The sequence below is a fragment of the Kingella kingae ATCC 23330 genome (genome assembly GCF_900111845.1).
Classification (GTDB): domain Bacteria; phylum Pseudomonadota; class Gammaproteobacteria; order Burkholderiales; family Neisseriaceae; genus Kingella; species Kingella kingae.
Genome location: NZ_FOJK01000051.1, coordinates 1 through 2,174 on the forward strand (window position 1 = coordinate 1; position 2,174 = coordinate 2,174).

4 protein-coding genes are annotated in these 2,174 nt (G+C 45.8%); 3 read left to right on the forward strand and 1 reads right to left on the reverse strand.

Going from position 1 to position 2,174, the window contains the following annotated elements:
* Positions 1-83: 83 nt before the first annotated feature.
* Positions 84-272: a hypothetical protein gene (locus tag BQ5809_RS08035; RefSeq protein WP_032827925.1), complete on the reverse strand. Its 189-nt coding sequence runs from the start codon at positions 270-272 to the stop codon at positions 84-86.
* Positions 273-321: 49 nt separating this feature from the next.
* Between BQ5809_RS08035 and BQ5809_RS08040 the strand changes: the two genes are divergently transcribed.
* The 3 genes from BQ5809_RS08040 to BQ5809_RS11425 form a co-directional block, all read left to right on the forward strand.
* Positions 322-543 carry a hypothetical protein gene (locus BQ5809_RS08040; RefSeq protein WP_032827923.1) on the forward strand — a complete coding sequence of 74 codons (222 nt, stop codon included), beginning with the start codon at positions 322-324 and terminating at the stop codon, positions 541-543.
* A gap of 222 nt (positions 544-765) precedes the next feature.
* Positions 766-1,443: a phage tail tape measure protein gene (locus BQ5809_RS11420; protein ID WP_003788929.1), complete on the forward strand. Its 678-nt coding sequence runs from the start codon at positions 766-768 to the stop codon at positions 1,441-1,443.
* Between the two features lie 5 nt (positions 1,444-1,448).
* On the forward strand, positions 1,449-2,174 hold a 726-nt coding region (locus BQ5809_RS11425; protein ID WP_003788926.1), incomplete at its 3' end, for a phage tail tape measure protein.

Here is a 2,174-nt window from a genome sequence, read left to right on the forward strand (position 1 = left end):
ATTTACGATTTGCCATTAGATGAATTTGCCGACTGGCTAGATGAAGTCAATCGGCAAATTAAGGCGAAGTATCAGAAATAGGATTAGGCGTTGCGCTCACGTTCGGCAGCAATTTCGTGCTGTAAATCGCGGCAGTAGCCGTTATTGGTGTCGGCATCATCTTTACCAAACGCAGCGCGGAATACATCGGCAATGCCAGCCAATACCGTTGCTGCAAGCAATGGCAGAAACAGCAGCAAAGCCAAAACCATTATGCCCCAAATAAAAATCATGATAAGCACCTTGTCAATAAACAAGTTTTTAACACGGAAATTATAATACATGGCTTCAGATTTAAGTTTATCTATTAGCGTGTCGGCGGTGGTTGACGGCGCATTGTCGGGTTTAACCAACATCGGCAAGGCGATGAATACGCTCAAATCCACCACCACGAATTTAACCGCTAAACAAAAGGAATTAGGCGAATCATTAGAGCGCAATAAAGACCGTTTGAGCAGTACATCTGCCGCGCATTTGTGGCGGCAATACAATCAAGTTGGTTAAGCAATTGATAAATTAACGCGCAAACACGAACAGCTTGCCAAAATCGCAGCGCGTAAAATTGGCAATCAAGAACAATGGCAAAATTTAAAAGGGCAATGGCAAAACGCAGTCTCTGCGGCTGGTGCATTGATATTGCCTGTTAAGTTGGCAATTGATTTTGAAAGCGCGATGGCAGATGTTAAAAAAGTCGTAGATTTTGAAACACCCGAGCAATTTAAGTAAATGGGCAACGATATTGTGGCGATGAGTCGCAAAATCCCCATGGCCGCGACAAAATTAGCCAAAATCGTGGCGTTAGGTGGTCAATCGGGTATTGCCCAAAACGACTTGATGAGATTTACCGACAGCGCAGCCAAAATGGGCGTGGCGTTTGATGTCTCCGCAGAAAAAGCAGGGCAATCCATGGCGGAATTGCGCTCGGCATTCCAACTTGACCAAAGTGGCGTGGAAACGCTAGCCGATAAAATCAATTATCTGGGCAATACCACACCTGCTGCTGCCAAATGCATTATGGAAATTGTGCAGCGTGTGGGTGCGTTTGGTACGGTGGCTGGATACAACACAGGTACGGTGGCGGCACTTGGCGCAACCATGCGTGGTTTTGGTATTCAAGAAGAAATGGCGGCGACCAGTATTAAAAACATGATGTTGGCACTGGTGGCAGGGGAAACCGCCACCAAAAGCCAAAAAGCAACATGGAAAGAATTAGGGTTTGACCACGAGCAAATCGCCAAAGATATGCAAAAAGATGCGGAAGGCACTACGCTGAAAGTGCTGGAAGCGGTGTCAAAACTAGAAAAATATAAACAAGCATCAACACTGAAAGAATTATTCGGTAGCGAGTCCTTGTTGGGTATTGCGCCATTTCTTACCAGCATTGATACTGTTAAGAAAATTTAGAAGGTGTGAAGAGTGCCGCCAATTTTGACGGCTCAATGAATAAAGAATATGAAGCACGTGCCGCGACTACTGCCAATAATATTCAGTTGTTAAAAAACAGTTTGACGGGACTGGGCATTACAGTTGGCTCAATATTGTTGCCAGCCGTTAATCGTTTTGTTGTTTTGTCCACCAGCGTAGTCAATGCGCTGACCGATTGGGCGCAACAGCACCCTGTTTTAACCCAAGCGATTGTCGGCACAACTGCCGCTATTTTGGCGTTCATTTCTGGCGGTTTTGTCATACGTGTGCTGGGTAATCGTATGATGGCAGTATTGCTTTCGGTACGCGGTGGTTTTGCTGCTTTAAGTGCTAGCATTACTGCGGTTCGTGCAGTCATGCAAGGTGGTGTAGCGTTATCCTCGCTTGAAGGCAATTTAGGTAAGGTAATACGAGCGTTTACAACTGTTCGTACAGCGATTATGGCATTTAGTTTATCTTCCGCAATGGCTTTTGCCCCTGTATTGCTGGCGATTGCAGCGGTCGCGGCCGCAGCAGCGTTGATTTACATTTACTGGAAACCGATTAAAGCCTTTTTTATTGGCTTTTGGGACGGTTTTAAAGACGGTATTGCGCCCATTATGCCTTTGCTGGAAATGATAGGGGCTGGCTGGAAAGGTTTATTTGATTTGGCTGTGGCATTTGTGCAGCCGATTATCGCGTGGTTTCGTGAGCTGGGTTTGGTTAGCGAT

Excerpts from the sequence above, each read along its gene's own strand:
- BQ5809_RS11420 (WP_003788929.1), top strand. The coding sequence starts at position 766 with ATGGGCAACGATATTGTGGCGATGAGTCGCAAAATCCCCATGGCCGCG.
- BQ5809_RS08035 (WP_032827925.1), bottom strand. The coding sequence starts at position 272 with ATGATTTTTATTTGGGGCATAATGGTTTTGGCTTTGCTGCTGTTTCTG.
- BQ5809_RS08040 (WP_032827923.1), top strand. The coding sequence starts at position 322 with ATGGCTTCAGATTTAAGTTTATCTATTAGCGTGTCGGCGGTGGTTGAC.